The organism is Burkholderia plantarii, from assembly GCF_001411805.1.
In the GTDB taxonomy this organism is placed as follows: Bacteria; Pseudomonadota; Gammaproteobacteria; order Burkholderiales; family Burkholderiaceae; genus Burkholderia; species Burkholderia plantarii.
Genome location: NZ_CP007212.1, coordinates 2,952,079 through 2,975,689 on the forward strand (window position 1 = coordinate 2,952,079; position 23,611 = coordinate 2,975,689).

20 protein-coding genes are annotated in these 23,611 nt (G+C 69.3%); 9 read left to right on the top strand and 11 right to left on the bottom strand.

The window, feature by feature from the left end; translation table 11 throughout:
* Positions 1–14 precede the first annotated feature (14 nt).
* From bpln_RS12580 to urtA, 7 genes are all read right to left on the bottom strand, one after another.
* Positions 15–389 (bottom strand): FmdB family zinc ribbon protein, encoded by a 375-nt coding sequence (locus bpln_RS12580; RefSeq protein WP_042625432.1) that lies wholly within the window; start codon positions 387–389, stop codon positions 15–17.
* A 47-nt stretch (positions 390–436) separates the two neighbouring features.
* The gene (gene fmdA / locus bpln_RS12585; protein WP_042625433.1) at positions 437–1,675 is read right to left on the bottom strand and encodes a formamidase; all 1,239 of its coding nucleotides are present in this window, start codon (positions 1,673–1,675) and stop codon (positions 437–439) included.
* Between the two features lie 118 nt (positions 1,676–1,793).
* Positions 1,794–2,483 (bottom strand): urea ABC transporter ATP-binding subunit UrtE, encoded by a 690-nt coding sequence (gene urtE, locus bpln_RS12590; protein WP_042626674.1) that lies wholly within the window; start codon positions 2,481–2,483, stop codon positions 1,794–1,796.
* Positions 2,484–2,521: 38 nt separating this feature from the next.
* Positions 2,522–3,265: an urea ABC transporter ATP-binding protein UrtD gene (urtD, locus tag bpln_RS12595; protein ID WP_042625434.1), complete on the bottom strand. Its 744-nt coding sequence runs from the start codon at positions 3,263–3,265 to the stop codon at positions 2,522–2,524.
* Between the two features lie 2 nt (positions 3,266–3,267).
* Positions 3,268–4,485: an urea ABC transporter permease subunit UrtC gene (gene urtC, locus bpln_RS12600; RefSeq protein WP_055138971.1), complete on the bottom strand. Its 1,218-nt coding sequence runs from the start codon at positions 4,483–4,485 to the stop codon at positions 3,268–3,270.
* Between the two features lie 46 nt (positions 4,486–4,531).
* The gene (gene urtB / locus bpln_RS12605; RefSeq protein ID WP_042625436.1) at positions 4,532–5,449 is read right to left on the bottom strand and encodes an urea ABC transporter permease subunit UrtB; all 918 of its coding nucleotides are present in this window, start codon (positions 5,447–5,449) and stop codon (positions 4,532–4,534) included.
* Between the two features lie 82 nt (positions 5,450–5,531).
* Positions 5,532–6,803 (bottom strand): urea ABC transporter substrate-binding protein, encoded by a 1,272-nt coding sequence (gene urtA / locus bpln_RS12610; RefSeq protein ID WP_055139522.1) that lies wholly within the window; start codon positions 6,801–6,803, stop codon positions 5,532–5,534.
* A 177-nt stretch (positions 6,804–6,980) separates the two neighbouring features.
* Between urtA and bpln_RS12615 the strand changes: the two genes are divergently transcribed.
* The 3 genes from bpln_RS12615 (at position 6,981) to bpln_RS12625 (ending at position 12,960) form a co-directional block, all read left to right on the top strand.
* The gene (locus bpln_RS12615; protein WP_082465279.1) at positions 6,981–10,673 is read left to right on the top strand and encodes a response regulator; all 3,693 of its coding nucleotides are present in this window, start codon (positions 6,981–6,983) and stop codon (positions 10,671–10,673) included.
* 34 nt (positions 10,674–10,707) lie between these two features.
* Positions 10,708–11,646, top strand: a complete 939-nt coding sequence (locus tag bpln_RS12620; protein WP_042626677.1) for a response regulator — start codon at positions 10,708–10,710, stop codon at positions 11,644–11,646.
* Between the two features lie 270 nt (positions 11,647–11,916).
* A complete protein-coding gene (locus tag bpln_RS12625; protein ID WP_055138972.1) occupies positions 11,917–12,960 on the top strand; it encodes a hypothetical protein in 1,044 nt (347 codons plus the stop codon).
* Positions 12,961–13,027: 67 nt separating this feature from the next.
* Here bpln_RS12625 and bpln_RS12630 read toward each other — a convergent pair whose 3' ends face one another.
* Entirely contained in the window at positions 13,028–13,954 is a 927-nt protein-coding gene (locus bpln_RS12630; protein WP_055138973.1) for a LysR family transcriptional regulator, read from the bottom strand.
* Between the two features lie 111 nt (positions 13,955–14,065).
* Here bpln_RS12630 and bpln_RS12635 point away from each other — a divergent pair, with 111 nt between their 5' ends.
* On the top strand, positions 14,066–14,896 hold the full coding sequence (locus bpln_RS12635) for an SDR family oxidoreductase (protein WP_055138974.1): 831 nt from the start codon (positions 14,066–14,068) through the stop codon (positions 14,894–14,896).
* A 47-nt stretch (positions 14,897–14,943) separates the two neighbouring features.
* Here the strand turns inward: bpln_RS12635 and bpln_RS12640 are convergent, their stop codons facing one another.
* Positions 14,944–15,771: a c-type cytochrome gene (locus bpln_RS12640; protein ID WP_055138975.1), complete on the bottom strand. Its 828-nt coding sequence runs from the start codon at positions 15,769–15,771 to the stop codon at positions 14,944–14,946.
* Between the two features lie 185 nt (positions 15,772–15,956).
* Here bpln_RS12640 and bpln_RS12645 point away from each other — a divergent pair, with 185 nt between their 5' ends.
* From bpln_RS12645 to bpln_RS12660, 4 genes are all read left to right on the top strand, one after another.
* Complete coding sequence (locus tag bpln_RS12645) at positions 15,957–16,241, top strand: hypothetical protein (protein ID WP_055138976.1); 285 nt, start codon at positions 15,957–15,959, stop codon at positions 16,239–16,241.
* A 478-nt stretch (positions 16,242–16,719) separates the two neighbouring features.
* Positions 16,720–16,956 (top strand): DUF4823 domain-containing protein, encoded by a 237-nt coding sequence (locus tag bpln_RS37740; RefSeq protein WP_158512030.1) that lies wholly within the window; start codon positions 16,720–16,722, stop codon positions 16,954–16,956.
* Between the two features lie 239 nt (positions 16,957–17,195).
* Entirely contained in the window at positions 17,196–19,886 is a 2,691-nt protein-coding gene (mutS, locus tag bpln_RS12655) for a DNA mismatch repair protein MutS (protein WP_055138978.1), read from the top strand.
* Complete coding sequence (locus bpln_RS12660; RefSeq protein ID WP_082465334.1) at positions 19,870–21,207, top strand: hypothetical protein; 1,338 nt, start codon at positions 19,870–19,872, stop codon at positions 21,205–21,207. Before mutS ends, bpln_RS12660 begins: the two co-directional genes overlap by 17 nt.
* Before the next feature lie 49 nt (positions 21,208–21,256).
* Here bpln_RS12660 and bpln_RS12665 read toward each other — a convergent pair whose 3' ends face one another.
* Positions 21,257–21,808, bottom strand: coding sequence for an FKBP-type peptidyl-prolyl cis-trans isomerase (locus tag bpln_RS12665; protein WP_042625451.1), 552 nt, complete (start codon positions 21,806–21,808; stop codon positions 21,257–21,259).
* 32 nt (positions 21,809–21,840) lie between these two features.
* On the opposite strand from bpln_RS12665, the gene bpln_RS12670 reads away from it, so the two are divergent.
* Positions 21,841–23,064, top strand: coding sequence for a cupin domain-containing protein (locus bpln_RS12670; RefSeq protein ID WP_055138980.1), 1,224 nt, complete (start codon positions 21,841–21,843; stop codon positions 23,062–23,064).
* 207 nt (positions 23,065–23,271) lie between these two features.
* Here bpln_RS12670 and bpln_RS37055 read toward each other — a convergent pair whose 3' ends face one another.
* Positions 23,272–23,568 (bottom strand): hypothetical protein, encoded by a 297-nt coding sequence (locus tag bpln_RS37055; RefSeq protein WP_162487020.1) that lies wholly within the window; start codon positions 23,566–23,568, stop codon positions 23,272–23,274.
* Positions 23,569–23,611: the final 43 nt, after the last annotated feature.

Below are 23,611 nucleotides of genomic sequence, written 5' to 3' on the forward strand. Positions count from 1 at the left end.
GGCCGGGTTTCGCTTCAGTGGCTGATCATCCAGGGGCGCCCGGCAGGCCGCTTCAGGCCGCCGCCCGCCGCGCCGCCCGGGCCACCGCTCGGCCCGCTGCCCCCGCTCGCGCCGGCCAGCGACACGCGCCGGCCCGAACAGCAGCCGCAGCCGGCGCCATGCCGCGCCGCGCCTGGCTGGCCCGACTGGCGCGGCGCATGCGCGGCACGCTCGTTGGTGGCATGCGCGATGCGCCGCTCGCCCGACATCAGCGCGAGCGACGGCGCGCTCACCAACCGCGCGGCGGCCGTGCCGCAGGCGGGGCACAGCGCGGGCCGGTCGCGCTCGGCGATCGGGCGCAGGGCCGCGAACGGCCCGCAGGTGTCGCAATGGAAGTCGTAGATCGGCATGCTGGCTCCTTCGGCTTGGCCGGTGCGGATGGACCGCGCTCGCGCGCTCAGGCTTTCGCGAGGTCGTGGGAGATCGGCAGGTCGACCTCGCCCGTCACGTGGCGGATCGGCCCCTCGGCGTTCGGACGGATGTCGAAGTCGAAGATGCCGGTGGGCAGCCACAGCGTGGCGCAGGCGTTCGGGATGTCGACCACGCCGCTGATGTGCCCCTGCACCGGCGCGCAGCCGAGCAGCGAGTAGGCCTGCGCGCCCGAGTAGCCGAACTTCTTCAGATACTCGATCGCGTTCAGGCAGGCCTGCCGGTAGGCCACGGTGACGTCGAGGTAATGCTGGCCGCCCGACTCGTCCACCGAGATGCCCTCGAAGATCAGGTAGTCGTTGTAGGCCGGCGTGATCGGGCTCGGCTGAAACACCGGGTTGCGGATCCCGTACTTCGCCATGCCGCCCTTGATCAGGTTCACGCGCATGTGGACCCAGCCCGCCATCTCGATCGCGCCGCAGAACGTGATCTCGCCGTCGCCCTGGCTGAAGTGCAGGTCGCCCACCGACAGCCCCGCGCCGTCCACGTAGACCGGGAAGAACACCTTCGAGCCGCGCGACAGATCCTTGATGTCGCAATTGCCGCCGTGCTCGCGCGGCGGCACGGTGCGCGCGCCCTCGGCCGCGGCCTTTGCCTTCGCGTCGCCGGCGAGGCTGCCCAGGTGCGCGGTGGCCGCGAACGGCGGGTTCGCGAGCGGCGGCACGCGTGCCGGGTCGGTCGCGATCAACCCGGTCTCGCGCGCGTTCCAGGTCTCGAGCAGCTTCGGATCGGGCAGGCAGCCGATCAGCCCGGGATGGATCAGCCCGGCGAAGTTCACGCCCGGGATGTGGCGCGAACTCGTGTAGAGGCCGTGGAAATCCCAGATCGATTTCTGCGCGGACGGGAAATGGTCGGTCAGGAAGCCGCCGCCGTTGGTCTTCGAGAAGAAGCCGTTGAAGCCCCACTGGCTGTCGGCCTTCGCGCCGATGTCGAGCAGGTCCACCACCAGCAGGTCGCCGGGCTCGGCGCCCTTCACGCCCACCGGGCCGGACAGGAAATGGACGATCGACAGGTCGATGTCGCGCACGTCGTCGGCGCTGTCGTCGTTCTTGATGAAGCCGCCGGTCCAGTCGTAGGTCTCGAGCACGAAGTCGTCGCCGGGGTTCACCCAGCACGCCATCGGAATGTCGGGGTGCCAGCGGTTGTGGACTTGCGCGTTCTCGTAGGCGGACTGGTTCAGGTCGACCTGGATCAGGGTGTCGGGCATCTCGCACGCTCCTCGGTTGTCGGGTGCAGTCAAGCGGTTGGAAATCGGTTGGAAAGCGGGTGCAAAGCCGCCGGAGTCCGGCGCGCGGCATCAAGCGCTCCGCGCCGGCCGCGCGGCCTCAGACGGACAGGTACTCGCGAATCCGCCCCGTGTCGCCGGCCTCGCGCGTACTCTGGTGGACGAAGCGGCCGCCCTCGATCACGAACAGGCGGTCGGCCACCTCCAGCGCGAAGCTCAGCACCTGCTCGGACACCACGATCGCGATGTCGCGCGTGGCGCGGATCTGGTTCAGCGCCTTCGCGATGTCCTTGATCACCGAGGGCTGGATGCCCTCGGTGGGTTCGTCGAGCAGCAGCACCTTCGGATCGGTGGCGAGCGCGCGCGCGATCGCGAGCTGCTGCTGCTGGCCGCCGGACAGGTTGCCGCCGCGCCGCCGGCGCATGTCGAACAGCACCGGGAACAGCGCGTAGAGATCGTCGGGCACGTGCTGCGATTTCGCGTTCTCGAGGCCGGTGCGGATGTTCTCCTCCACCGTCAGCGAGGCGAAGATCTGCCGGCCCTGTGGCACGTAGCCGATGCCCTTGGCGACGCGCCGGTAGCTCTCGTCCCTCGAGACGTCGGCGCCGCCGACCTTCACGGTGCCGCGGCTGGCCGGCAGCATGCCGATCAGCGCCTTGAACAGCGTGGTCTTGCCCATGCCGTTGCGCCCCATCACCGCGACGCTTTCACGGTTCGCGACCGAGAAGCCGATGCCGTGCAGCACCTCGCTCTGGCCATAACTGACGACGAGATCGTCGACTTCGAGCATGTTGGTTTCCTCCAGCGTGGCCGAACCGGCGTGCCGGTTCAATGGCCGAGATAGACGTCGATCACGCGCGGGTCGGCCTGCACCTTCGCCATCGGCCCCTCGGCGAGAATCCTTCCCTGGTGCATCACCGTGACCTTGTGCGCGATGCGCTCGACGAACGCCATGTCGTGCTCGATCACGATCATCGAGCGCTGCCGGCAGATGCGCGCCAGCAGCTCGGCGGTGATCTCGCGCTCCTTCACGCTCATGCCGGCGATCGGCTCGTCGAGCATCAGCAGCTCCGGGTCCTGCATCAGCAGCATGCCGATCTCGAGCCACTGCTTCTGGCCGTGCGAGAGCAGCCCCGCCTCGAGATCGAGCGCGGCGCCGAGCCCGATCTCGTCGGCCACCGCCCGCACGCGGTCGATCACCTCGCTGTCGAGCCGGAACGCCAGCGCGCCGAACACGCCGCGCCCGCGCGGGAACGACACTTCCAGGTTCTGCGCGACCGAGAGGTTCTCGTAGATCGACGGCGTCTGGAACTTGCGGCCGATGCCCTTGCGCACGCGCCGGAATTCGGCGAGGCGCGTGATCTCCTCGTTGCGGAACTTGATGCTGCCGGCGGTTTCGCGGGTGCGGCCGCAGATCAGGTCGAGCAGCGTGGTCTTGCCGGCGCCGTTCGGGCCGATCACCACGCGCAGCTCGCCGCGCTCGAGGTAGAGGTTCAGCGCGTCGATCGCCTTGAAGCCGTCGAACGAGACGGTCAGGTCCTCGACCGCGAGCAGGAAGTCGGTATTGCTCATCGTCATGCCTCCCGTTCGATCGGAGCGGTCGCGTCGGGCGCGGCCGCGCCTTTGTCCGCCGCGTTGTCCGCGCCCGCCAGCCAGCGACGCAGACGCCCGCGCAAGTGGGCCTCATAAAGCCCCGCCAGACCGTTCGGGAACGCCATCACCACGCCGATGAACATCGCCGCCATCAGGAACAGCCAGAGGTTCGGCAGGCTCTCCGAGAACCAGGTCTTGCCGAGGTTGACGAGGATCGTGCCGAGCACCGCGCCCGCCACCGACATGCGCCCGCCCACCGCCGCGTAGATCACCATCTCGATCGACGGCACGATGCCGACGAACGACGGCGACATGAAGCCCACCTGCAGCGTGAACATCGCGCCGCCCACCGCCGCGAGCAGCGCCGCGACGCAGAACGCGAACACCTTGAACATCGCGACGTCGTAGCCCGAGAAGCGCACCCGGTCCTCCTTGTCGCGCATCGCCAGCAGCAGCGTGCCGAGCTTGCCGCGCTGGATCCAGCGGCAGGCCAGCATGGCCGCGATCAAGAGCGCCGCGTTGACGAAATACAGCACGTATTTCGCCTGGTTCGACTGGATGCTCCAGCCGAGCAGCGTGCGCAGGTCGGTGATGCCGTTCACGCCGCCCGTGAAGCCCTGCTGGCCGATGATCAGCACCGACAGGATCAGCGCCACCGCCTGCGTGATGATCGCGAAGTAGACACCGCCCACGCGCCGCTTGAACATCGCGAAGCCGATCACGAACGCGAGCGCGGTGGGCACCACCAGCACCGCCAGGATCGCGAACGGCAGCGAGTGGAACGGCTTCCACCAGAACGGCAGCGCCGTGAGCTGGTTCCAGTCCATGAAGTCGGGGATGCCGGGCGTGGTCTGGGTCTTCGTCGAGACCGGATCGGACGCCTCCAGCTTCAGGAACATCGCCATCGCGTAGCCGCCCAGGCCGAAGAACACGCCCTGCCCGAGGCTCAGCACGCCACCGTAGCCCCACGCGATCACGAGCCCGATCGCGACGAACGCATAGGTCAGGTACTTGCCCATCATGCCGAGCCGGAACGGATCGAGCGCGAGCGGAAACACCACGACGATCACGAGCGCGAGCAGCGCGATGCCGGCATAGCCGGAATGCTCGGCGCGCCGAGCCAGCGCGCGCCAGCCGCCCGGCGAACGCACGCCGGCGGGCGCGGCGCCCCCGCCCGCGGCGGATTGGATGGGTTCCATGGTCCTCTCCGTAGAAACGATTGAACGAGTGCCGGCACGGCGCGCCTCAGGCGCGGCGCACCTTCGAGGCGAACAGCCCCTGCGGGCGCAGCATCAGGATGATCACGACGGTCAGCAGCGTCAGCACGCGCGCCGTCGAGCCCGACAGGAAGAACTCGCTGACCGACTGCATCTGCGCGATGCCGAACGCCGAGGCCACGGTGCCGAGCAGGCTCGCCGCGCCGCCGAACGTGACCACCAGGAACGAGTCGACGATGTAGAGCGAGCCGCTGGTCGGCCCGGTCGAGCCGATCGCCGTGAACGCGGCACCGGCCACGCCGGCCACGCCGCAGCCGATCGCGAACGTCATGCGGTCGGTGAGCCGCGTGTTGATGCCGGCGGCGTTCGCCATCGGCCGGTTCGCGACCGTGGCCCGCACCCGCAGCCCCCAGCGCGAGCGATACAGCGCGAGCAGCAGGCCGCCCGTCATCACCAGCGCGAGCCCCATCACGAACATGCCGCTGACGGGGATGTCGAGCCCCTGCGACGGCTCCCACGAGCCCATCAGCCAGTCCGGCAGCGCCGGGCTGACCTCCTTCGGCCCGAAGGTCGAGCGGAACACCTGCTGCATGCCGAGGCTCAGGCCCCAGGTGGCGAGCAGCGTGTCGAGCGGACGCCGGTACAGATGGCGGATCAGCGCCCATTCGGCGAGCCAGCCCGCCGCGAACGCGAGGCCGAACGCGGCCACGATCGCGACGAAGAAATAGACCGGCGTGAGCGCGTGCCAGACGTTCTGCGCGAACCACGAGAACAGGTAGACGGTATAGGCGCCGATCGTCATGAACTCGCCGTGCGCCATGTTGATCACGCCCATCTGGCCGAAGATCACGGCCAGGCCGAGGCCCATCAGCAGCAGGACGCTGAACAGGCTCAGGCCGGCGAAGCCCTGCATCAGCGTGATATTGAAAATGTCGGTGGCGGACATCGCTAGCCTCCTCGGGCGGATGACGGGGGGAACACGCGCGGCGGCGCATCGCTTCGCATCGCGAAGCGATGCCGGCGCGCGCTTACATGTAGCCCTTCGGGAACGGGTTCGGCTGGATCGGCTCGTTCGACTGCGCGACCACCTTGAACTGCCCGTCCGGCTGCCCCTCGCCGATCAGCGAGCGGCTCCAGAGGTGATGGTTCGCGTCCACCTTCGCGTAGCCCTGCGGCGCGTTCTTCAGCTCGATGCCGGCCGAGGCGGCCACCACCTTGTCCACGTCGAAGCTGCCGGCGCGCTCGCAGGCGGCCTTCCAGATCCACGGGCCGAGATAGGCGGCCTGCGTGACGTCGCCGATCACGGCCTTCTGGCCGTAGCGCGCCTTGAACGCCTTCACGAAGCTCTGGTTGGTGTCGTTGGCGAGCGACTCGAAATACTTCATCGACGAATAGAAGCCGGCGAAATTCTCGCCGCCGATGCCGAGCACCTCGTCCTCGGTGACCGACAGCGTCAGCAGGAACTGCTTGGCCGGCGTGATCCCGGCCGCCTTCAGCTGCTTGTAGAACGCCACGTTCGAGCCGCCCACCACGGTCGCGAAGATGCAGTCCGGGCGCGCCAGCTTGATCTTGTTCATCAGCGAGTAGAAATCGGTGGTACCGAGCGGGTAGTACTCCTCGCCCACCACCTTCGCGTGCAGGTGTTGCTCGATGTGGCGGCGCGCGATCTTGTTCGAGGTGCGCGGCCAGATGTAGTCGGAGCCGACCAGGAAGAAGGTCTTCGCCTTCTTCGTGTTCGAGGCCCAGTCGAGCGCCCAGAGGATCTGCTGAGTCGCCTCCTGGCCCGTGTAGAACACGTTCTTCGACTGCTCCAGCCCTTCGTAGAAGGTCGGGTAGTAGAGCAGCCCGTTGTCCTTCTCGAAGATCGGCAGCACCGCCTTGCGCGAGGCCGAGGTCCAGCAGCCGAACACGGCCGCCACGTGGTCGTTCTCGAGCAGCTTGCGCGACTTCTCGGCGAAGGTCGGCCAGTCGGAGGCGCCGTCCTCCTGGATGATCTGGATCTTGCGGCCGAGCACGCCGCCCATCGCGTTGATCTGTTCGATCGCGAGGCGCTCGGCCTGGATCGAGCCCGTCTCCGAGATCGCCATGGTGCCGGTGGCCGAGTGCAACTGGCCAACCGTCACCGTGGTGTCGGTCACCGCCAGCCTGGTGGTATTGACCTTCGCCGTGGGCGGGGTCTGCGCGAACGACGCGCGCGGCAGGCCCAGCGCCATCAGCGGCGCGGCGGCGAGGCCGCCGATCAGGCGCCGGCGCAGCGACGACGGCGCGCCGTCGTCATCGAATCGATCGTCTACGGGCATCACGTTCTCCTTGTCGTGTCGGTGGCCGGCGGACGGGGCCGGCGCGTGAGGCGAAATGTAGGAAGCCAAATAAACGACCGGAATACGTCGATTGACGTATGGCCCGGCGCGCGCCTGGAATGTAATTTGCATGACGCATCCCGCCCGCCCCGCGCGCACCAATCTGGATCACCCGAGATGGCACCGATGCCCCCGTCCGCCGCGTCAGACGCCGCTTCCCGAGCCGCTTCGGAAGCCCCTTCCACGCCGCACGCGCCGCACGCGCCGGATGCGCCGCCCAGCACGCAGCGCATCGTCAAGGTGCGCCGCGACTACAACGCCTGGGTCGGCGACGAGACGCTCGAGGATTACGCGCTGCGCTACACGCCGAGTTCGTTTCGCCGCTGGTCCGAGTTCCGCGTCGCCAACACCGCGATCGGCGCCGTCTCGTTCCTGGTGCTGGAGGCGATCGGCGGCAGCCTCGTGGTCGACTACGGCTTCACCAACGCGGTCTGCGCGATCGCCGCCGTCTCGCTGCTGATCTGGCTGACGAGCCTGCCGATCAGCTATTACGCGGCGCGCCACGGCGTCGACATGGATCTGCTCACGCGCGGCGCCGGCTTCGGCTACATCGGCTCGACCGTCACCTCGCTGCTCTACGCGAGCTTCACGTTCATCTTCTTCGCGCTCGAGGCGGCCATCATGTCGCTCGCGCTGCAACTGGTGTTTCCGATCTCGATCGGCCTCGCCTACGTGATCAGTTCGCTGGTGGTGATCCCGATCGTGATGTTCGGCATCACGCTGATCAACCGGCTGCAGAGCTGGACCCAGCCGCTGTGGCTGGTGCTGTTCGTGCTGCCCTACGGCGCCGTGCTCTGGCATCAGCCGTCGCTGCTGCGCGAATGGACCACCTTCTCGGGCTTCGCGCGCGACGGCCACGCATTCAACGCGATCGCGTTCGGGCAGGCCGCCACCGTGGTGTTCGCGCTGATCGTGCAGGTCGGCGAGCAGGTGGACTACCTGCGTTTCCTGCCGCCGCTCACCGCGCGCAACCGGCGGCGCTGGTGGATCGCGCTGCTCGCGGCCGGGCCCGGCTGGATCGTGCCCGGCGCGCTGAAGATGCTGGGCGGCGCGTTCCTCGCGTTCGTCGCGATCCAGCACGAGATCGATCCGGCGCATGCCGCACAGCCCACCCAGATGTACCTGGTCGCCTATCACCTGCTGTTCGATCCGCTCGGGCTCGCCGCCTGGGCGCTGCCGGTGATGACGCTGTTCGTGCTGGTCTCGCAACTGAAGATCAACGTGACCAACGCCTACGCCGGCTCGCTCGCGTGGTCGAACTTCTTCGCGCGGCTCACGCACAGCCACCCGGGCCGCGTGGTCTGGCTCGTGTTCAACGTGCTGATCGCGCTGCTGCTGGTGGAGATGGGCGTGTTCGAGGCGATCGGCAAGGTGCTGTCGATGTACGCGAACGTCGCGATCGCCTGGGTCGGCGCGCTGTTCGCCGATCTCGTCGTCAACAAGCCGCTCGGCTACAGCCCGCGCGACATCGAGTTCAAGCGCGCGCATCTGTACGACATCAATCCGGTGGGCGTCGGCGCGATGGGGATCGCCACCGTGGTGGCGATGCTCGCGCACGGCGGCGCGTTCGGCGAGCTGGCGCGCGCGCTGTCGCCGTTCATCGCGCTCGGCGTCGCGTTCGTCTGCGCGCCGGCCATCGCGATCGCCACGCGCGGGCGCTACTACCTCGCGCGCCAGGCCGAGCCCGGCGTGGCCGGTGCGCTGCGCCGCTGCGCGATCTGCGAGAACGAATTCGAGCACGACGACACCGCCTATTGCCCCGCCTACGGCGGCACCATCTGCTCGCTCTGCTGCTCGCTCGATTCGCGCTGCAACGACCGCTGCAAGCCGCACGCGCGGATCGCCGCGCAGCTCGACCGCGCGCTGCACCGGCTGTTCCCGCGCGCGCGGCTCGGCGCGACCGGCGTGCGGCTGATCCACTATGCGAGCCTCGTGCTCGCCACCATGCTGCTGCTCGCCACCGTGCTCTACCTGATCTGGTCGCAGAGCGCCGATTCGCTCGCCGCGCCCGGCTCGCCCGCCTGGCGCGAGGTGGCCAACAGCTACGTGAAGGTGTTCGTCGCGCTCTCGCTGATCGGCGGCATCGCCGCCTGGTGGCTCGTGCTCGAACGCGAGAACCGGCGCGTCACGCAGGAGGAATCGCAGCGCCAGACCGAGCTGCTGATGCACGAGATCGAGGCGCACCGCAAGACCGATGCCGCGCTCAAGCACGCGCGCGCCGCGGCCGAGGCCGCCAACAGTGCCAAGAGCCGCTACGTGACGGGGCTCAGCCACGAGCTGCGCACGCCGCTCAACAGCATCCTCGGCTATGCGCAACTGCTGCTGCTCGCCCAGGACGAGATCGCGCCCGCGCGCCTCAACGCGATCCGCACCATCCACCGCAGCGGCGAGCACCTGCTCGCGCTCGTCGACGGGCTGCTCGACGTGGCGCGCATCGAGGCCGGCAAGCTGCAGTTGAACGTCACGCGCATCGCGCTGCCCGAGTTCCTCGCGCAGATGACTTCGATGCTGCGCCCGCAGGCCGTGGAGAAGACGCTCGAGTTCGTCGTGCAGCCCTCGGGGCGGCTGCCCGCCACCGTCAAGTCGGACCAGAAATGCCTGAGCCAGATCCTCACCAACCTGATCGGCAACGCGATCCGCTTCACGCGCGCCGGCGGCGTGACGCTGCGCGTCGGCCACGCGCTCGACACGCTGACCTTCGAGGTCGTCGATACCGGCCCCGGCATCCCGGCCGACGCGATGGAGCGGCTGTTCCTGCCGTTCGAGCGCGGCGAGGCCGCGAGCCGGCACGACCATGGCGCCGGGCTCGGGCTCACCATCTGCCGGCTGCTCACGCACGCGCTTGGCGGCAGCCTCGAGGTGGAGAGCGTGGTCGGACACGGCACGCGCTTCATCGTCAAGGTCTACGCGCCCGCCGTGCATGCCGCCGCGCCCGCGCGCACCGGGCCGGCCGAGATCCGCGGCTATCGCGGGCCGCGACGCACGCTGCTGATCGTCGACGACCTGCCCGACCAGCGCGCCATCGTCGTGCAGATGCTCGCGCCGCTCGGCTTCGAGATCGCCGAGGCCGACAACGGGCCGGACGCGCTGCGCTGGCTCGGCACGCGCGCCGCCGACGCGATCCTGATGGACATCTCGATGCCGGAGATGGACGGCTACGAGACCAGCCGGCTGATCCGCGAACGCCGCATCTCGGACGCGCCGATCATGCTGCTGTCGGCGAACGCGTTCGCCGACGACCGCGAACGCGCGATCGCGATCGGCTGCGACGACTACCTCGTGAAGCCGGTGCAGGTGCCGGTGCTGCTCGACAAGCTGGCGGCGCTGCTGCGCGTGACGTGGGTGACGGCGAGCGAGGCGTCGATGGAGACGGCGGGGCGGGTTGCGGACGCCGGCGATGCGGGCGATGCCGTCGTGCCGCTCGCCCCGCTCCCGACGGCCGCCGTGATGCCGGCGGCCTTGCCCGACGAGGCCGCGTCGAACGCATCGGACCTGCCCCGGCACGCGACGACCGCGCTCGCGGTGGCACCATCCCGCCTCGCCGCCGCCCGCCATGACGCAGCCGGGCCGCCGCCCGCGGCGCAAGGCGGATCGGCGCCAGCCGCCCTGCCGCGTTCGCTGCACGCGCAGCTGAAGACGCTGCTCGACGTCGGCTACGTGCAGGGCCTCATCGAGGCGCTCGACGCGGCCGCGCCGCATCACCCCGGGTTCGCCGCGCCGCTCGCGTCGCTGCGCGAACACGCCGAACTTTTCCAGCTGAAGGACTTCGAGCATGAGCTTGACCGCATTGCGCCCGGCGCCGGCGACTGAGGCCGCGCTGCCCGGCGCGCTCGGCAATCGTCCCGTGGTGCTGATCGTCGACGATACGCCCGACAACCTCGCGCTGCTGTCCGACACGCTGCGCGCGGACGGCTACGCCGTGCTCGTCGCGCTGAGCGGCGACGACGCGCTGAAGTGCCTCGCGCGCGTGACGCCCGACGTCGTGCTGCTCGACGCGATGATGCCCGGGCTCGACGGCTTCGAGACCTGCCGCCGTCTGAAGCTCGAACCGCGCCACGAGCATCTGCCGGTGATCTTCATGACCGCGCTGGCCGAGAGCGAACATGTCGTGCAGGGCTTCCGGGTGGGCGGCATCGACTACGTGACCAAGCCGGTGCGGCCCGAGGAAGTGTGCGCGCGGATCGCCTCGCACGTGCAGCGCTCGCGCGCCCAGCGCTACGCCGATGCCGTGCTCGGGCTCGAGGCGCGCGCGGCCGTGATCGTCGACGGCGGCGGCGCGATCCGCTGGCAGAGCCCGCAGGCGGCGGTGCGGCTGGCGGGCTATGGCGACGATGCGGATCGCTCCATCAGCCTGGCAAGCGATGAACCGGCGGCGACCCCGCTCGCGCGCGCCGCGCTGCCCGCCCGGCTGCGGCAGTGGTTCGTGCAATGGCGGGAGCAAGGCTGCCCCGAGGACGCCGTCCACGAGACGATCGACGGCGGCGTGCGGCGCTCGGCCCGCGTGACGGGCGCGCCGACGCAGGGCGAATGGGTGGTGGTGCTGGAGGCCTCCGACGACGGCGCGCTGGTGGTGACGCTGCTCGACCGCTTCGGGTTGACCACGCGCGAGGCCGAGGTGCTGCTGTGGGTCTCGCGCGGCAAGACCAATCGCGATATCGGCGACATCCTCGACATGGCGCCGCGCACCGTCAACAAGCATCTCGAACACCTGTTCCGCAAGCTGCACGTGGAGACGCGCTCGGCGGCCGCGGCGCTGGCGGTGAAGGCCGTGGGACGCGGATAGACGCCGCGCGCGACGGCGCGCTCGTGCTGCATCGGCATCCATCGCCGCACCGATGCCGAATCGAGAAATCAGCCGACAACGCGCCACGCACGGCGTCATGCAATGCAACATGATTTCCCGCGCCGGGCTTCCGTTTCCCGCGCTCCGATTCGTGTCTTGGCAGTGGCCGGCCGCGAGACGCTTTATGTTCGGCACGCAGATGCTGCGGGGACGGGTCCGACACGGAGCACCGATCCCGCAGCCTTCGCCCCTCTCGTCACAGCCGAGCCCATGAAACCGACTCTCCCGCGCACCGGCCGCATTGACCCGACCGGCCTCGACCGGAGCGACGCCACGCACCACCCGACCCAGGCCGAGCCGCCAGCCGCCGCGCCCGCGACCGCCGCCAGCAACGCGCTGCCGAGCGACCTGCCGCCCCGTGCCTCGCACGGCGCGGCACGCTCGACGGCAGCCGGGCAAACGCCCGAGCTCGACGGCGCCGAAGCGCATGCGATAGCGCACTTCGCGAGCCTCGCGATCACGGACGACGTCCAGCCTGCCCCGCGCGCGCTTGACGTGGCCGATACATCGAACGACATGTTACACAACACACGGCAAGCCGGCCCGTCGCTCGACAGCATGCCGGTCGAGCTGATCCACGACATGGATCTCGACGCGCAGCAGATGCAGTTCGTCAGCCGGCGCTACGCGCACCTCTTCCACGGCGAGGCCGTGGCCCGGTCGCTCGCGGAGGCGCCCGCGAAGGCGCGCAGCTTCGCCGCGATCGACGCGGCGGTCGCGCAGCTGGCGCGGCTCGTCCCGGCGCGCCAGCAAGGCGGCGCGCTGGCCCAGCTTGCCGCGCGGCTCGAGATGGTGCCGATGCGCGAGCGGCAGGCCAGCTTCGACACGCTGCTGGCCGCGGCGCGGCAATGCCCGGCGCATTTCGAATTGCTGACCGAGCTGTTCCGCCAGACCAACGACTGGGCCCCGGTTCAGCGCGACGCCTGCCAGGCCCGGCTCGCCGACATGGAGGGCGCCGAAGCCGCGCGCGTCGCCGCGTCCGCGAACGACGTGCTCGACGTCGACGACATCCCCGCCCTGCTCCAGCGCACCGACGGCATGCCCGAAGCGCGGCGCAGCGACGTGCTCGGCGCGCTAGCGAAACAACTGTTCGGGCTGCACTACCTCCGCACTCACGATTTCGCGCGGATCTGCGAACGCTTCCACGCCGAACCGTGGCCGCCCGCCGCCGCGGCCGGCCTGCTGCGCCGGATCGGCTGGATCACGGACGAAGCGCGCCGTGATCTGACCGCGCGCAGCGAGGCGCAAGGTTGAGGCAGGGTTGATGCCGGGCCACCGGCGGCCGCGTCGGCGGCTGGCCGGCGTGGCGCGGGCGCATGCCTCAGGCGCTCGTCCCCGCCAACTTGCCGGCCGCCTCGCCGTTCACCTCCCTGAGCACGTCGATGAACGCCCGCAGCCCTGCCGGCACGTGCCGATGCCCCGGGTAATACAGATGCAGCCCGGGAATCAACGGGCACCAGTCATCGAGCACGGTCACGAGCCGCCCGTCGTCGAGCGCCGCGCGCGCCGACGGCTCCGGCACGTAGGCGAGCCCGAGCCCGTCGGCCGCGGCCTCCACCATCAGGCCGTTGTGGTCGAGCGTGAGCACGCCCGGCACGTCGATCGCCATCTCCTGCCCGCGCTTCTGGAACTCCCAGCGGTAGCGCTTGCCGCTCGGCAGCCGCTGGCGGATGCAGGCGTGCAGCGGCAGATCCTCGGGCGTGACGGGCGCCCCGCGCGCCGCCAGATACGACGGCGCCGCCACCACCACGAAGCGCAGATCGTCGCCGATGCGCACCGCCACCATGTCGCGCGGAATCGCCTCGCCGAGCCGCACGCCGGCATCGAACCCCTGCTCCACGATGTCGACGAAACGCCCGTCCGCGACGAGGTCGAGCGCCATGCCGGGAAAACGCGCCAGGAAACGCGGCACCACCGCTTTCATCAGCAGCCGCGCCGCGTTTTCGTTCGCGTTGATCCGGAGCGTGCCGCTCGGCTCGCCGCGCGCCTCGGCCACCGCGTCGAGTGCCTCGTCCAGATCGCGCAGCACCGGCGTGAGCCGCGCGAGCAGGGCCTCGCCCGCCTCGGTCGGCGCGACGCTGCGGGTGGTGCGGTTCAGCAGGCGCACGCCGAGCCGCTGCTCCAGCGCCAGCACCGCGTGGCTCAGCGAGGAACGCGAGACGCCCAGCGCGTCGGCGGCACGCCGAAAGCTCCGGTGCGCCGCCACCGCGGAGAACGCGCCGAGATCGGCGAGGGTCGGCTTGGACATGGGGTATTGGTGGGGATTTTTCACGAGGTCATCCGCACTATAGCGGCTTCTCCGACCAATCATCGATGCCTAGACTGAAGCCGTGCCATTCATTTCAGGGAGATCCGCATCATGACGAAGACCTGGTTCATCACCGGCACCTCGACGGGCCTCGGCCGGCTGCTGACCGAAAGCCTGCTGCAACGCGGCGACCGGGTCGTGGCCACGCTGCGGCGCGAGGGGCCGCTCAACGATCTGAAACGGCAGCACGGCGAGCGCCTGCAGGTGCTGACGCTCGACCTCACCGACGTCGGCGCGGTGCGGGCCGGCATCGACGCCGCATTCGACGCGAACGAGCGCATCGACGTGGTCGTGAGCAACGCCGGCTACGGCCTGTTCGGCGCGGCCGAGGAACTGACCGACGCGCAGATCGACCGGCAGATCGCCACCAATCTGGTCGGTTCGATCCAGCTGATCCGCGCCGCGCTGCCTCACCTGCGCCGTCAGGGCGGCGGGCGGATCGTGCAGGTGTCGTCCGAAGGCGGGCAGATCGCCTACCCGAACTTCAGCCTCTATCACGCAACGAAATGGGGCATCGAGGGTTTCGTCGAATCGGTGGCGCAGGAGGTGGCGCCGTTCGGCATCGACTTCGTGATCGTCGAGCCGGGGCCGACCAGCACGCAGTTCGGCGCCGGGCTCGATCACGCCGCGCCGATGCCTGCCTACGACGCCACGCCGGCCGGCGAAGTGCGGCGCGCGATCGCGTCCGGCACCTTCGCGATCCGCGGCGATGCCGGCCGGACCGTGGCCGCGATGATCGCGGCGGCCGACGCGCCCGAGCCGCCGCTGCGGCTCGCGCTCGGCGGCACTGCTTACCGTTCGATCAGCAACGCGCTGGCAAAACGCCTGCATGCGCTCGAAGCGCAGAAGGCGGTGGCGTTTTCGGCCGATGCGCACGCCTGATCCGGATGCCCGCGGCGTGACGTGCCACGCGCGTCACGCGCCCGGCTTCATTGCCGATGCGCCATGTAGCCGAGATAGGTGATGATCAGATCGATCTCGCGATCGCTCAACTGGTCCGGCGAGAAGGCCGGCATGGCGCGGCCGGGCCAGTCGCGCAGCGAGGCGGGATTGCGGATGTAGCGATGCAGCGCGGCGCGCTGGAAGTAATCGACCGGATTGGCCGGCCTGCCGAGATCGGGGCCGATGTTCGAGCTGCCCGCGCCGTTGAAGCGATGGCAGGCCAGGCACTGCGCGATGAACAGGTGCTGCCCGGCGCGGACCGGATCGGTGGCCGGCAGCGTCGGATCGACGGCGAGCGCGGGCCAGCGCGCGGCCGGCGAACGTTCGACGGCGAACTGCGCGACCTGATACGGCCACTGCTCGCTGCGCACCGACGCCGCCTGCGCACCCACCCAGACCAGATAGAACGGCCCGGCACTCACCGGCTTGCCCGGCAGCTTCGGCCACGGCCGGGCCGGATCCTCCACCGCGAGGTACGCCACGGCGCGCGCGGGATCGCGGTTGCGGACCAGATCCATCGGCAGCTGCGCGGCGAAACCGTCGGTGGCGCGCGTCTCGATCACGGTGTCGGGCGGCAGCGATGTGCCGTCGATCAGGTCGGCCAGCGGTACCGCGCGGTAGGTCATCGGCTTGCTGTAGGAAACGTCGCGGGCGACGTGGATGTCCGCCACGTCGCGGCGCGCCAGCAGGGCCTGGGCGGTGAACCTCAGCAGCTTGCCGCCGGTCGCGATCGTGATCGCGGGTTGAGCGGGCGCGCTGTGGGCGAGCGCGCAGAGCAGCAGCAGCCAGAGCGAAAGCAAGGCGCGTTTCAGCACTCGAGGGTCTCCGTGGGTGGGCGCTCGCGACTTGCGAGGGCACCGGGTTGCCGGCGGCAGACCTCCTCGGGTACGCCGCTGGCCGACCATGTCAGCGCGTCGATGCGGCCGGCGCCTCGATCGCGAAGTCTGGATTATCCGATATCGCCGCGCCGAAGGCTGGCAAGGCGTTCCCCCCGGATCCCGTGAACCTGAACGGCCGCCGTCATGAAAAAATCCTCGATTCCGCCATCGATGCGATTGGCAACGCGCCCCTGATGCGCCTCGATCGCCTGATCTGCGCCCATCGCGCGAGCGCTACCCTGCTCGCGAAGCCCGACTACCTCAATCCCGGTTCTTCGAAAAATGACCGCGCCGCGCGCGGCATCATCGAAGCGGCGGAGCGCGATGGCTCGCAGTGCCCGGACCGGCCGTGGTCGAGCTGGCCTTCGGCAACATGCGCCCCGGGCTCGCGCTCGACTGCGCGGTGACGGGTTATCCGGTCGCTGGTGGCCGTGATGTCGACGGATGATTCCAAGGAGGGGACGGCCATGCAGCCGGTGGCAAGCGGGCTACGATCCCTTTCGCGCGAGTCTCGCGGCCCATCCCGGGGAAGGCGCAAGCCTGGACGAATCCGTGCGCTGCCGGCGCGACCCGGCTTCGGCGGCATCGATCCGCCTCAGGCATCGCAAGCGCCGATAACGTGCCTGGTTGTCGAAAACGAAGGCAATCGGGAGAACCATGAAAAGGCCATCGTCGCGCTTTGCGCAGCACTCTCCGCCTGCACCACGTCCTGTCAGAATCACGACCTGGCCGGCGCGGGCGCGATCCCAACTCATCTCTCCGCCAGTTCGAGCGTGTACGTCGCACTGCCTGCCGACGGCGCCTACGAGTCGAAGGTGTATTCGAGATCCGGCCGGACGACGACGCAGGCGATTGCCGCCGCGTTCGCGCGCCACGGTTCGCGCCGTGACGATTGCCGACGCATCCGCGATCTCGCATCGGGAAGCGCGCGCCACCGAGTGGTCCGGCCGCCCGAGCCGCATGTCGATCTCGCTGGCGATGATCGACGTGCCGAGCGGCATCGTCGTAAGTAACGTCGAGTTGACCGGCCGCAGCCGGATCGTCTCCTTCACGAGCGCGTCGCCCGACAGCCTGCTGCGCGAGCCGATCGGCAAGTACATCGACAGCCTGGACGCCCGATAGGCACACCGTGCCCGGTCGCCCCACCCCGGAGGGCCGACGAAGGGCGTCACCGGGGCCCGCCAAACATCCCGGGCCACGAATCCGCGCAGTGTCCTGCGCCACCCGCCGGAACGGGTGATGCGCGAAAATGCGCGTCCGCCCCGCGACAAGCGTCCCCTCGCCCACACGGCCAGTCGCCGCACCGCCCCGCCGCCGCACTGGTAAACTCGCCACGCAAAGCACTCTCTTTCCGGAAGCTCATGACCGCCTCATCCGCCGCACCAGCCGATATCTCGACAGCGAACCACACGCCAATGATGCAGCAGTACCTGCGCATCAAAAGCGAGCACCCGGACACGCTCGTCTTTTACCGGATGGGCGACTTCTACGAGCTGTTCTACGACGACGCAGAAAAGGCCGCGCGACTGCTCGACCTGACGCTGACGCAGCGCGGCGCCTCGGGCGGCAATCCGATCCGGATGGCGGGCGTGCCGCATCACGCGGTCGAGCAATATCTGGCGAAGCTCGTGAAGTTCGGCGAATCGGTGGCGATCTGCGAACAGATCGGCGATCCGGCCACCTCGAAAGGCCCGGTCGAGCGCAAGGTGGTGCGCGTCGTCACGCCCGGCACGCTGACCGACGCGGCGCTGCTGTCCGACAAGGCCGACGTGTTCCTGCTCGCGCTGAGCCTCGGCCACAACAAGCGCGGCGTGGTCAGCAACATCGGCCTGGCCTGGCTGAACCTCGCGAGCGGCGCGCTGCGGCTCGCCGAGATCGCGCCGGACGAACTCGGTGCGGCGCTCGAACGGATCCGCCCGGCCGAAATCCTCGCGGCCGACGGCGCGATCGAGACGGTGCCGCCCGGCGCCGGCGCGGTCACGCGCGTGCCGGTCTGGCATTTCGACGTCGCCTCGGGCACCCAGCGGCTCTGCAGCCAGCTTGACGTGGCCAGCCTCGAAGGCTTCGGCGCGCACTCGCTGACGAGCGCCTGCGGCTCGGCCGGCGCGCTGCTGCTCTACGCGGCGTCCACCCAGGGCCAGCAACTGCGCCACGTGCGCAGCCTCAAGGTCGAGACGGAATCGGAATACATCGGCCTCGATCCAGCCACGCGCCGCAATCTCGAACTGACCGAAACGCTGCGCGGCACCGAGTCGCCCACGCTCTACTCGCTGCTCGACACCTGCTGCTCGATGATGGGCAGCCGCCTGCTGCGCCACTGGCTGCACCATCCGCCGCGCGCCTCGGTGGCAGCGCAGGGCCGCCAGCAGGCGATCGGCGCGCTGCTCGAAGCAGCCGGCGAAGCGAGCCTCGACAACCTGCGCCGCGCGCTGCGCCAGATTGCCGACGTCGAACGCATCACGGGCCGCCTCGCGCTGCTGTCGGCGCGCCCACGCGACCTGTCGAGCCTGCGCGACACGTTCGCCGCGCTGCCGGCGCTTCGCGAGCTGGTCGCCCCGATCACGCAGCACGCCGCCACGCTCGCGCGCCTCGAAGCGGCGCTGGAGCCGCCCGCCGGCTGTGCGGACCTGCTCGCGCGCGCGATCGCGCCGGAGCCGGCCGCGATGGTGCGCGACGGCGGCGTGATCGCGCGCGGCTACGACGCCGAACTCGACGAGTTGCGCGACATCTCCGAGAACTGCGGCCAGTTCCTGATCGATCTCGAAGCGCGCGAGCGCGCGCGCACCGGCATACCGAACCTGCGCGTCGAGTTCAACCGCGTCCACGGCTTCTACATCGAGGTCACGCGCGGCCAGACCGACAAGGTGCCCGACGACTATCGCCGCCGCCAGACGCTGAAGAACGCCGAGCGCTACATCACGCCCGAGCTGAAGACCTTCGAGGACAAGGCGCTGTCGGCGCAGGAACGCGCGCTGTCGCGCGAAAAGGCGCTCTACGACGCGCTGCTGCAATCGCTGCTGCCGTTCATCGAGGACTGCCAGCGGGTGGCCGGCGCGCTGGCCGAGCTCGACGTGCTGGGCGCGTTCGCCGAACGCGCGCGCGAGCTCGACTGGGTCGCGCCGCGCTTCTCCGACGAGATCGGCATCGACATCGAGCAGGGCCGCCATCCGGTGGTCGAGGCCCAGGTCGAGCAGTTCATCGCGAACGACTGCCGGCTCGGCAACGATCGCAAGCTGCTGCTGATCACCGGCCCGAACATGGGCGGCAAGTCGACCTTCATGCGGCAGACGGCGCTGATCGCGATGATGGCTTACGTCGGCAGCTACGTGCCGGCCAAGTCGGCCACGTTCGGCCCGATCGACCGGATCTTCACGCGCATCGGCGCGGCCGACGATCTGGCGGGCGGCCGCTCGACGTTCATGGTGGAAATGACCGAGGCCGCGGCGATCCTCAACGACGCCACGCCGCATAGCCTCGTGCTGATGGACGAGATCGGCCGCGGCACCTCGACCTTCGACGGCCTCGCGCTGGCCTGGGCGATCGCGCGCCACCTGCTTTCGCACAACGGCTGCTACACGCTGTTCGCGACGCACTACTTCGAACTCACGCAGCTGCCGGCCGAATTTCCGCATGCGGCCAACGTCCACCTGTCGGCGGTCGAGCACGGCCACGGCATCGTGTTCCTGCACGCGGTCAACGAAGGGCCAGCGAACCAGAGCTACGGCCTGCAGGTGGCGCAGCTCGCGGGCGTGCCGCCCGCCGTGATCCGCGCGGCGCGCAAGCACCTCGCCCATCTCGAACAGCAGTCGGCGGGCCAGCCCACGCCGCAGCTCGACCTGTTCGCGGCGCCGCCGCCCGTCTACGACGACGAACCCGACTACGGCCGCCCCGCCGCCGAGATCCACGAGGCGCCGCCGGCCGAACCGCATCCGGCGCTGACGCGCCTGCGCGGCATCGATCCCGACGATCTGAAGCCGCGCGAGGCGCTCGACCTGCTCTATGAACTGCACGCGCTCGCCGGCAGGCGCGCCGACGATGAGACGGCGCACTGACGCGCCTCCACGCCGCCCGCGCGCCACGCCCGCCGTGGCCGCGGTGCTGCTTGCGGCGGCGCTGGCCACGGCCGCGGTCACCGCAAGAGCGGCGCCGGCCGCGGTCGCGCGCGATCGCGTCGAGCCCGGCTATGCGTTCGCGGTGCTGTCCGGCGTGCTGGTCGGCCCGGCCGACGAACCGGGCGCGCAGCGCGTGCTCGACGCGATCTCGCGCGACCGCGGCGTGGCCTTCGTCGTCTACGACGGCAACCTGAAAGGCCCGCGCGAAGTCTGCCGCGATGCGGTCTACGACGCGCGCTTCGCGATCCTGAAGGCATCGCGCGTGCCGGTGTTCTACGTTCCCGGGCAGGCCGACTGGGCCGCCTGCGCGGCGCGCGAGAACGGCGGCTACGACGCGGTGGAGCGGCTCGACTACCTGCGCCAGACATTCCTGCCGGATTCCGAATCGTTCGGCGTGACGCCGCAGCCGCTGACGCGCGAGAGCGAAGTCGCGCGCTTTCGCCCGTTCCGCGAGAACATCCGCTGGACGCAGGGCGACACGGTGTTCGTCGCGATGAACGCGCCCTCGCCGAACAATCGTTACCTGACGGCGGGCGGGCGCAACGGGGAATTCGAGGATCGCGCGATCGCCAACGCGTTCTGGATCGATCATTCGGCCGAGTTCGCCAGGCGCCGCAATGCGCGCGCGCTGGTGATCCTGATCGAGGGCGATCCGCAGTTCGAACACTACGAGCGCGAGCGGTTCGCGTGGCTGCGATTCGGGCACACGCGCCGTGACGGCTTTCTGGAGTTCAAGCGCGCGCTGGTGAAGGCGGCCGCGGCGTTCCACGGCACGATCCTGGTAATCCACGCGAACGACGAGCCGCTGCGCGGCGGCTTTCGCATCGACCAGCCCTTGCACGACGAAAAAGGAGACCGCATCAATAACCTGACGCGCATCGCGATCGCGCCGCGCGAGCGGCTCGTGCAATGGATCAGGATCACGGTGAATCCGGCGCGGCGGCCGATGTTCGGAGTGAGCGTGCAGGAGGTACCGAGCAACCTGCCGGTGCCGCCCGCGTTGCCGCTGACGCCGCACGACGACACGCCGTTGCCGCCGATGCCGGAAATCCCCGCGCTGCCCGAGATTCCGGACTCGGCCGCGAGCGGCACGTTGCCGCCGCAAACGGCCTCGAGCGGCGCCTCATCCGGTGCGTCGTCCGGCGTATCGACCGGATCGGGCAACCTCCCCGTCTCCGTGCCGGGCAGCCTGCCGGCATCGATGCCGGCCCTGCCGGAACGCGACGACTGGCGAACTTCCCGCCCGGCCGCCCCGCGTTGAATCGTTATTGGCGCGCGCCGGTCAATCCGTGACCAGCGCGGCCCGCGACTCAGTGAAGCGTGCGGCCTTGCGCCGACGCGTCGTCCTCGTCGTCATCCTCTTCATCTTCATCGACGATCTCAAGACCTTCCGCGCCATGCGCGTGCTCGTGTTCGATCTCGTCCTCGGTGGCCGCACGCACGTCCTTGACCGACAGCGCGAAACGCAGCGCCATGCCGGCGAGCGGGTGGTTGCCGTCGAGCACGACCTTGTCCTCGGCGATGTCGGTGACGGTGTAGATCAGCGAATCGACTTCCTCGTCGCCGTCCTCAGGTGTGCCTTCAAACTGCATGCCGACTTCGAGCGGCTCGGGGAAACGGTCGCGCGACTCGATCTTCACGAGCTCCGGATCGTAATCGCCGAACGCATCCTGCGGCTCCAGCTGAACCTGCGTCTCGAAGCCCGCTTCCTGCCCGTCGAGTTGTTCCTCGATCTTGGGGAACGTGCCATCATAGCCGCCGTGCAGATAGACCATCGGCTCGTCGCTCTCTTCGATCAGGTTGCCTTGAGTGTCAGACAGCTTGTATGCAACCGACACGACGGTGTTTTTTGCGATTTTCATCCAAATCTCCCAATTACCAGCCGCATTATACGATGTCCCAACGGTCCGAAACCGAACCGACAGGCGCTGCCCGAGCCGCCTCCGGCGCGCCCCAGCCCGATACCGCCACGCCGCTGCTCGGCAACCTCACGCCGTCGCAATTCATGCGCCGCTACTGGCAGAAAAAACCGCTGCTGATCCGCCAGGCGATCCCGGGCGTCGTCCCGCCGCTCTCGCGCGACGCGCTGTTCGAGCTGGCCGCCGATTACGACGCCGAATCGCGACTCATCACCCATTTTCGTAACAGATGGCAACTGGCGCAGGGACCGTTCGAGCCCGATGCGCTGCCGTCCGTGAAGAAGCGCGAATGGACGCTGCTGGTGCAAGGCGCGGACCTGCACGACGATGCCGCGCGCGCGCTGCTCGAACGGTTTCGCTTCATCCCCGACGCGCGCCTCGACGACCTGATGATCTCCTACGCGACCGACGGCGGCGGCGTGGGCCCGCACTTCGATTCCTACGACGTGTTCCTGCTGCAGGTGCATGGCCGGCGACGCTGGCGCATCGGCGCGCAGGAGGACCTGACGCTGCGCGAGGATCTGCCGCTGAAGGTGCTCGAACGTTTCGAGCCGACCGACGAGTGGGTGCTCGAGCCCGGCGACATGCTGTACCTGCCGCCGCACATCGCCCATGACGGCATCGCGGAGGGCGAATGCATGACCTGCTCGATCGGCTTTCGCGCCCCGTCCGCGGGGGAATTGACGGGGCAGTTCCTCTATTACCTCGCGGAACGTGGTGCGCTGCGGCAAAGCGCGCGCGCCGGCGAACTCTATCGTGATCCCGCGCAGCCGCCCGTCACCGATCCGGCGCGACTGCCGGCCGCGCTGGTCGAGCGCGTCGAGACGATTCTGAAGGGGATCCGCTGGACCACGCGCGACGTCGAGAATTTCCTCGGCAGCTACCTCAGCGAACCGAAGTCGAACGTGGTGTTCGACGCCCCGGACAAACCGCTTGGCGAGGCCGCGTTCATCGCCGAGGCCCGCCGCCGTGGCGTGCGCCTCGACAGAAAAGCGGCATTGCTGTATAACGCGCGATCGTACTTCATCAATGGCGAAGAAAATCCGCTCGCCGGCAACGCGAAATGGCTGCCGGAATTGGCCGATCAACGTCATCTGGGGGCGAAACGCTTTGTAACACACTCCCGCCACCCCCTCATGACAGCCTTGCTGCACGAGTGGTATTGTGCGGGCTGGATCAGGCTGGGCGACCTGTCGTAAGGTTGCCTTCGCAGGAGCCCATACCAGTCAAACTTGTATGGGAAAGACAACGTATTGACCCCGCATTTGTCGACGGTCGATACGAAAGTGCATATAATTTCCGCCCAAGCCGTAGGGAAGATTCACGCTCTGGCAGTGCATCTCCACCAGCGGCCCAGGTCGGTGTTGGAGCACATTACCGGTATCGTTTCGCGCTGTTGCTTACCTTTAACCATAAAAGGACGTGATCATGAAGAAATCCCTCCTCGTAGCTTCCCTGTTGGCCGCCGTTGCACTCGCTGCGTGCAACAAGAGCTCGGACCAAGCCGCTTCGTCGGCTGCTAGCGACGCATCGGCAGCAGCTTCGGCTGCTTCGTCGGCGGCTACGGCTGCTTCGGACGCAGCGTCGAGCACGGCCGCTGCTGCGAGCGACGCCGCTTCGGCATCCGCTGCTGCTGCTCCGGCATCGGACGCTGGCGCATCGGCTGCAGCTCCGGCTTCGGGCGCGAGCCAGTAAGCGCTCATCAGCTCACGCTGATACGAAAAACCGGCCTCCTGGGCCGGTTTT